At 33.7% G+C, this 7113-nt stretch carries 10 protein-coding genes; 4 read left to right on the top strand and 6 right to left on the bottom strand.

The annotated features are described in order from the left end of the window. Positions 1-433: integrase core domain-containing protein (locus tag OUY_RS02135; RefSeq protein ID WP_139686570.1), on the top strand; the 433-nt coding region annotated here is incomplete at its 5' end. Positions 434-698: 265 nt separating this feature from the next. Here OUY_RS02135 and OUY_RS06380 read toward each other — a convergent pair. The 5 genes from OUY_RS06380 to OUY_RS02125 all read right to left on the bottom strand — a co-directional run bounded on the left by OUY_RS06380 (position 699) and on the right by OUY_RS02125 (position 3590). Continuing rightward, positions 699-863, bottom strand: a complete 165-nt coding sequence (locus OUY_RS06380) for a hypothetical protein (RefSeq protein ID WP_246038616.1) — start codon at positions 861-863, stop codon at positions 699-701. 215 nt (positions 864-1078) lie between these two features. Continuing rightward, entirely contained in the window at positions 1079-1699 is a 621-nt protein-coding gene (locus OUY_RS06375; protein ID WP_246038615.1) for an ankyrin repeat domain-containing protein, read from the bottom strand. Between the two features lie 23 nt (positions 1700-1722). Beyond that, positions 1723-1962, bottom strand: coding sequence for an ankyrin repeat domain-containing protein (locus OUY_RS06370; RefSeq protein ID WP_246038612.1), 240 nt, complete (start codon positions 1960-1962; stop codon positions 1723-1725). Continuing rightward, a complete protein-coding gene (locus tag OUY_RS06365; RefSeq protein WP_246038611.1) occupies positions 1926-2357 on the bottom strand; it encodes an ankyrin repeat domain-containing protein in 432 nt (143 codons plus the stop codon). Before OUY_RS06365 ends, OUY_RS06370 begins: the two co-directional genes overlap by 37 nt. A gap of 78 nt (positions 2358-2435) precedes the next feature. Next, a complete protein-coding gene (locus OUY_RS02125) occupies positions 2436-3590 on the bottom strand; it encodes a Bcr/CflA family efflux MFS transporter (RefSeq protein WP_139686569.1) in 1155 nt (384 codons plus the stop codon). A 149-nt stretch (positions 3591-3739) separates the two neighbouring features. Here OUY_RS02125 and ubiE point away from each other — a divergent pair, with 149 nt between their 5' ends. The 3 genes from ubiE to OUY_RS02110 all read left to right on the top strand — a co-directional run bounded on the left by ubiE (position 3740) and on the right by OUY_RS02110 (position 6704). Continuing rightward, the gene (gene ubiE, locus OUY_RS02120) at positions 3740-4438 is read left to right on the top strand and encodes a bifunctional demethylmenaquinone methyltransferase/2-methoxy-6-polyprenyl-1,4-benzoquinol methylase UbiE (RefSeq protein WP_010404829.1); all 699 of its coding nucleotides are present in this window, start codon (positions 3740-3742) and stop codon (positions 4436-4438) included. A gap of 181 nt (positions 4439-4619) precedes the next feature. Then, on the top strand, positions 4620-6320 hold the full coding sequence (locus tag OUY_RS02115; protein ID WP_139686568.1) for an ABC transporter ATP-binding protein: 1701 nt from the start codon (positions 4620-4622) through the stop codon (positions 6318-6320). A 48-nt stretch (positions 6321-6368) separates the two neighbouring features. Then, positions 6369-6704 carry a hypothetical protein gene (locus OUY_RS02110; protein ID WP_139686567.1) on the top strand — a complete coding sequence of 112 codons (336 nt, stop codon included), beginning with the start codon at positions 6369-6371 and terminating at the stop codon, positions 6702-6704. 270 nt (positions 6705-6974) lie between these two features. On the opposite strand, the gene OUY_RS02105 is transcribed toward OUY_RS02110, so the two are convergent. Beyond that, positions 6975-7113, bottom strand: a 139-nt coding sequence (locus tag OUY_RS02105; RefSeq protein ID WP_179949517.1) for a transposase, incomplete at its 5' end; no start/stop codon positions are given.

Genomic DNA, 7113 nt, shown 5'->3' with positions numbered 1-7113 from the left:
GTTCTTTGATGAACAGAAAGTATCATTGCTACGTGTTTTGACGGATCGTGGTACAGAGTATTGTGGCAGACCTGAAAATCACGCTTACCAGCTATATTTAGGGGTAGAAAATATTGATCATTCTCGAACCAAAGCTCGTTCTCCACAGACTAATGGCATATGTGAAAGGTTCCACAGAACTATGCAAGATGAATGTTACAATATTATCTTTAGAAAGAAAATTTACACCTCTTTGGCAGAACTTCAGTTAGACGTAGACCATTGGGTGCATTCTTACAATAGATCTAGACCGCATTCAGGTAAATATTGCTATGGTAAGACTCCTATGCAAACCTTTTTTGATAGTATGCATATTGCTTATCAGAAAAATATTGATAGCATTAAACAGGATGCTGATTTTGGTTTTGACTTTGTTAATTCTTCTGTCAGTTAATTCATGCTTGTCAGATTAAGTCTAGACTATTACAGCTATGATAAAAAACAATAATTTTTATCTTGATGTTTAAGACGGTAGATGCCAGTGTCAAGCACTGGGATGACACCGTCTGCTACGCGAATTGCCCACAAACCACAATGTTCGTACAGCTGTGTGCTTGACGCTGGAATCCATTATACTCCGTAAATTTAACTGAGTGCCAGTGTCAGCTACTTTCATGACATCAACTGATTTTTCTTTGCATTCCAGTTATGCAAGAAATCTATTGTATAATATTATTATCACCCTCTTGATAGTTTGTTAGCTCCTCTCCTCCTGAGTTACTTGGTGCAATTATTTGATCAGATTCAGTTGATGGTTCATCAGATCCAAACAACCATGAAAAGAAATTACCAAAAAATGACCCTATTAAAGAAAAAGGCTTCATAAGTATACTAAACAAGTTAATAAAAAAAGAACTTTCTGTCTCTGTAGATTCTGGAGTAGAAGCAGCATAAGCTTGTACATCTGTTTCTTCTATGCTTTCCTCCTCTTCCTCTCTATCTTCACCTACATCTTCCTCTTCCTCTAAATCATCTACTTGTCTCTCTCCCTGTTGTGTATCAGTATCCTCCTTTAGATTTCCTTCATTATCTTTCGATTCTATAATGTCATCAATTTTTTTTTGGCTTTTTTTAATAGAGTTTTTATTTCTTCTGTGCTAGCTAAATCTAAAGGAGTATTTCCATCCTTATCTGCTAAATTAATATCTATTTCTTTTATTTTCAGTAGGGCTTCTACTACTTTTATATCGCCACTCATAGCAGCATAGTGTAAGGGAGTCCTTTCATATAGATCTTGTGCATTAACATTTGCTCTTACTTGTATTAGAACATTTACTATCTCCAAGTTTTCTTTGTGAACAGCCCAATGTAAAGGAGTCCTTCCATCTTTGTCCACTGCATTAACATTTACCCTTGCTTTTATTAGAGCAATTACCATTTCAAAGTTCTCCTTTTGAATGGCATAATATGAAAGAGTCTTTCCTGTTTCATCCGATATATTAACATCTGCTCCTTTACTTATTAGGTGTCTCACTTTCTGAACATCACATTCTTGAACAGCCTTAAGTAAAGCAGCATTTATTAATGGCACTTTTATTTCTTCGTCAATAGCTAAATCTAAAGGGATCTCTTCGTTTTTACCTGTTATACTAACATCTGCTCCTGCTTTTATTAGAGCCACTACTATCTCTTTGTTGTTGTTTTGAGCAGCTAAATGCAAAGGAGTCTCTCTGTTTTTATCTCTTATATTAAGATCTGCTTCTGCTTTTTTAGAGATACTACTATCTCTTTGTTGTTGTTTTGAGCAGCATAATGTAGAGAAGTCTTTTTGTTGTTATCTTGTGCATTAACATTAATTTCCTTGTTTCCTAATAGGGCTTCTGCTATTTTCACATTGCCACATTTTATTTTAGCATTAGCATGCCGATCCCAATCCCAATAATTATTTACCTCATCTTGATTTGATATATCATGGTAGCACATTTCAACAGCCAAATGTAAAGGAGTCTGTCCTTTATCATTTTTGTATTAACATTTGCTTCTTTCTTTAATAGGTCTTCTACTGCTTTCAAGTCGCCAAGTCTGGCAGCCAGATGTAGAGAAACCTTACAATGCTCAGCTTTTACTTCTTCGTATTTATTTAACACGTGGCGTTCTCGAGAAGAGTCATAAGCAATAAAATCTGCTCCATTATCTAATAGAACTTTTGCTATATCAGAATGATTATTTTTAACATCCCAATATAGAGAATTACCTTGAGATCCATCATATGCATTAACATCAGCTTCTTCAATTATTAGGCGCTTTGCTTCATTAAGATCACCTCTTTTAGCAGCATCAAGTAAAGCAGCATCTATATTTCTGATTGAATAATTCATTTAACACTTCTCTATAAAATTGCATTACCATAGTAAGGTAGTTAATAATTCATGAACTCTTGGTTGTAGAAATAATGATTATCCTTCGTGTTTTTCAGTGTATTTAAGTAAACTATATATAAGAATTGCAATTATAGAACATACAACTGTTAATAGTAAATTTGGTAAAATGCCATAAGAAAAGAATTTTCCTACTATGTATATTCCAACAGCCCCAAACATCATATTGCAAAATGAGAGAACTGCACTACCAAGCCCTATACTTTTGACCGTTTCTAAAGCAGAAGTTACGTTATTGCTGATTACGAGTGCAAGTCCTATATTGCTTGGAATCCAAAGAACTTGAAGAATAAGTACGTTCAATTTGTTCATGAAATAAAAATATACCAATAAACCATCAGATATTATTGGTAATACCAAACCTATGATTAGCATCTTGCTCACTCCTATTTTTGGTACGTACCTTCTGTTAATTAAAGTGCCGATTACGTAAAATATAACTATGATTGATATGAGATAGCCAAAATATTGTACTTCAATACCCATTGATTCAAATATGAACGGATAGTTAGTAATGTATGCCCAAAGCCACATGAAAGTTAATCCATGAATGGCTGAAAACCCAAGGAAACGATAATTCCTGAATATTGATATATATTGCTTGAAGATATTGATGGCTATGTTGGTTTGATTTTTATTTACAGTGAGCGTTTCTTGCAGCTTCAAGTAAATAAAAATGAGCATAACAATTGCTGCAAATGATATGATAAAAAACAAAAATTTCCAACTATATCCATGTGAAATCATATAACTGCCTATTACTGGAGCTATTCCAGGTGAAAGCGCTACTACCATATTTAACTTTGAGATTACTCTTGAGTATTCACTACCTGAGTACATATCTCTGATTGCTGCATATCCGACAACGCCTGCAACACCAGCTCCAGCTCCTTGTATAAACCGGATTAATATTAAAAGTATAATATTATCAGCTATGCAACATACAATACTTGCCAAAGTAAAAATTGTCATACCAATCAGCATTATTAGGCGCCTACCATAATAGTCTGACAGTGGGCCATAAATTAATCCAGATATTGCAACTCCTACTAAATTTAAACTGATCGTAAGCTGCGCTATATTACCTTTCACCTTAAAATAGTTGGCAATACTTGGCAATGCAACTGAGTATAAGTCTGTTGCCATATCAACAACTGCTACAGATAATATCATAATAAGAGAGATGATATTTTGTGAAAAAGCTGTCGACACTAATGATTTACTGGATTAAATATGTTTAATTGTAGTATATTTTTCTCATTAGTATATTAATTTAACTGCTAAAGTTTAAAATAATTATGTAAGCAATCTCTATATAAAATATGGATAAATCACAACTAGTTAAAGAGGTTTTCGATTCTGTAGCAAATTGCTACGACATCATGAATGATATAATGAGTCTTGGAATGCACAGGCTATGGAAAGAGAAGATGGTAAGTAGTGTGCATTTTAAAAAGAACTCCAAGGTTTTGGATATTGCTGGAGGAACCGGAGATATAGCTATAAGAATAGCAAGAGGTGAACCAAGTGCTCAAGTTACAGTATGTGATATAAATCAAAACATGCTGGACAAAGGGCGTGATAAAGCAATAAATTCAAATCAGCTAAATTTCAATTGGGTATGTGCAAATGCAGAGAGCTTACCATTTGAAGATTCTGAATTTGATTATTATACAGTAGCTTTTGGTATTCGAAACTTTTCTGACCGTAAAAAGGCTTTAAGTGAAGCATATAGGGTATTGAAGCAAAATGGACAATTTGTCTGCTTGGAATTTGCCCCTATGCATTATCAAAATGAGATATTCACCAAATTTTATGACTTATACTCATTTAAAGTAATTCCTAAAATTGGTAGCATAGTTGCTAAAGATAATGGTTCTTATGAATATTTAGTGAAAAGCATCAGAGAATTTCCAACTCAAACTAATTTTAAAATGGAAATTGAAGAGATAGGCTTTAAGAATGTTGAGTTCTATAATATGAGCTATGGAATAGTAGCATTACATATTGGAACAAAATGAATATTAAACTCTGGTCTATTCAGTAGTTTTTTTGCTAACTTTCTGTAATTTCGCAGCGTTTTTTCTTCAGTAGAAATCAAGCTAAAGCTTCTTGAACGTATTGCTCTAACGAAGTACACTGTAAACTAATATTGTAACTTTTTCCTGAAGCTAAAATCTATATAATTAACTTAAAAATAAAATGCGATCTAACATTAAGCAGTTATTTTATTATATAAAACCTAATCTACATTATTTTACCGTAGCTTTTATTGCAGTTCTATTTTCAGCTTTAACGATTCTTCTTTTTGGTAGGGGCTTAAGCAACATAATTGATTCTGGCGCAGAGCATAACTTTACTACCAAGCTCGTAGTTTCAATACTGATAGTTTTAGGCATTTCTTTCACTGCATTTATTCGGTTATATTTCATTGGCATTGGCAGCGAGAAAGTTATCGCAAGAATCAGATACGACTTATATAGCGGTATTACTGACTTGCAACCAAGTTTCTTTGAGAATACAGGCGTACAAGATGTTATCTCAGCACTCATTACTGATACCTCTGCATTGCAATCGATAATAAACAGCAGCTTATTGACAATATTGAGGAATGCAGTGGTACTAACTGGTAGTGTTGCAATGCTGTTATACACAAATCTACATTTAACCGCATATGCAGCTGCAATAATACCCATACTGCTCATTATCATGACTTCACTTGGAAAAAAAGTTCGCAATTATGCACGCTTTGCTCAGGATAAATTAAGTGAGCTTGCATCATTTAGTGAGGAAAATTTTAGATCTATAGTAACCATTAAATCATTTGTACTAGAAGAAAATGAAAAAATTCGTTTTCAGAAACATCTAAACTCAGTATCAAAATCATACGTAAAATTAGTACTCTTGCGTGCTATTTTAGTAACTCTAGTTATCACGTGTGTGATAGGTTCGCTAGTTATTTTGCTTTTTTTTGGAATAAAAGAAGTCTTAAGCAATAATATAACTATTGGAGAACTCTCCTCATTTGTGTTTTATTCAGCGCTTGCGGCAGGAGCTATAAATAATTTGAGCGATAATATCAGTGATTTACAACGAGGTCTTGGAATAGTAGAGCGTTTGTTTGAGTTTACGAACATGAAAAGCTCTATAGTAAATGGCGAAAATCCTATAAGAATTAATAGTATTCAAAAAGAAATTGCGTTTAACGATGTAACATTTTTTTATGCTGATAAGCCAGCATTAAATAACGTATCATTTTCTATAGAGGCAGGCCAATCAGTATCAATTGTTGGACCATCTGGCAGTGGCAAGAGCACCATTTTAAAGCTTCTGCTCCGTTTTCACGATCCAAGTGAAGGCAGTATTACTATCGATGGACAGAATATTAAGACAATTGCGCTAAATGATCTAAGATCGCTGTTTGGCTTAGTACCACAAGATCACATGATATTTTCTTGCTCAATAATGGAAAATATACTATACGGCAAACCGGGTGCTGAATATGAGGAAGTCAGGCAAGCAGCTATCAGTGCTTATGCGATGGAATTTATTGATAAGCTGCCGGATAAGTTTGATACATTTGTAGGAAAAAGAGGACTAAAGCTTTCCGAAGGACAAAAGCAACGTATTATAATAGCAAGAGCAATACTGAAAAATCCTCAGGTTTTAATACTGGATGAAGCAACCTCTGCCCTTGATTATAAAAGTGAGAACCTCGTGCAAAAAGCACTGAGCAAATTAATGCAAAACAGAACAACAATCATAATCACACACAGGCTATCAACCGCACTCAAAACTGACAAGATTATAGTGATTAATTGCGGGAAAGTAGAAGAAGTAGGAACTCATGATTCTCTAATGAGTAAAGATGGGCTGTATGCAAAATTGGCGAAGATAGGGTAGAAATTTAAATCATAATGTTGTTAACATGCTAGATCTAGCAATCAAGTTATGAAATCTTTAATTATTTTAAAGTACAATAATATCATAGTATTTTTCAAAGGATTATTATGGTTTTATAATTACAGTAATTTACCAAAATTGCCATTTACGGCTTATAATTTACCAGCAGCTTTACCAGTATCGAACTATGCACAAGCTTGCACACCTCCAATGGCTTATAATTTACCAGCAGCTTTACCAGTACCAGTATCGAACTGTGCACAAGCTTGTACACCTCCATTTGTACCTTGTGCTACTAATTCCTGCCATAATTATTTTAACTCGCATCATAACTATTATGACACATGTCATAATCCTTGTGATGGATTTGGTTTTTTTTATTAGAAGATTGTTTTTAAACAATTCATAAACGCACGTGCTGCCATCTAAGAGCACATGGTCTACCATGTGCTTCACATTTTGCTTAAAAATATAATAAGCAGGTGCTTGATTTTCATTTACAGCGACATAGCAGTTCTACCAAAATTTATTTCAGCAACACAACTAGTTTGACTACTGACAGCTCCTTCTTGGAATCTTATCATTATTCTGCTCATAGTAAAATTTCTAAGCTCTAATATCTATTATAGCTCTTTTCATAATAGTCCAAAAAGGTCATAAGAAAGAAGAATCGACAGCATGACGAAAAGATTTGAATAAAGGAATGTTTTTCCTGGTTCTGTTTTTTATAGCAAACCAATAATGTTCAATTTTGTTAAAATCTGGAGAATATGGAGGAAGATATAAAATTTCT

This window comes from Wolbachia endosymbiont of Leptopilina clavipes, from assembly GCF_006334525.1.
In the GTDB taxonomy this organism is placed as follows: domain Bacteria; phylum Pseudomonadota; class Alphaproteobacteria; order Rickettsiales; family Anaplasmataceae; genus Wolbachia.
This window is presented reverse-complemented; position numbering and strand designations above follow the sequence as displayed.

Excerpts from the sequence above, each read along its gene's own strand:
- OUY_RS02115 (WP_139686568.1), top strand. The coding sequence starts at position 4,620 with ATGCGATCTAACATTAAGCAGTTATTTTATTATATAAAACCTAATCTA.
- OUY_RS06380 (WP_246038616.1), bottom strand. The coding sequence starts at position 863 with ATGAAGCCTTTTTCTTTAATAGGGTCATTTTTTGGTAATTTCTTTTCA.
- ubiE (WP_010404829.1), top strand. The coding sequence starts at position 3,740 with ATGGATAAATCACAACTAGTTAAAGAGGTTTTCGATTCTGTAGCAAAT.
- OUY_RS06365 (WP_246038611.1), bottom strand. The coding sequence starts at position 2,357 with ATGAATTATTCAATCAGAAATATAGATGCTGCTTTACTTGATGCTGCT.
- OUY_RS06370 (WP_246038612.1), bottom strand. The coding sequence starts at position 1,962 with ATGTGCTACCATGATATATCAAATCAAGATGAGGTAAATAATTATTGG.
- OUY_RS02125 (WP_139686569.1), bottom strand. The coding sequence starts at position 3,590 with ATGATATTATCTGTAGCAGTTGTTGATATGGCAACAGACTTATACTCA.
- OUY_RS02110 (WP_139686567.1), top strand. The coding sequence starts at position 6,369 with ATGAAATCTTTAATTATTTTAAAGTACAATAATATCATAGTATTTTTC.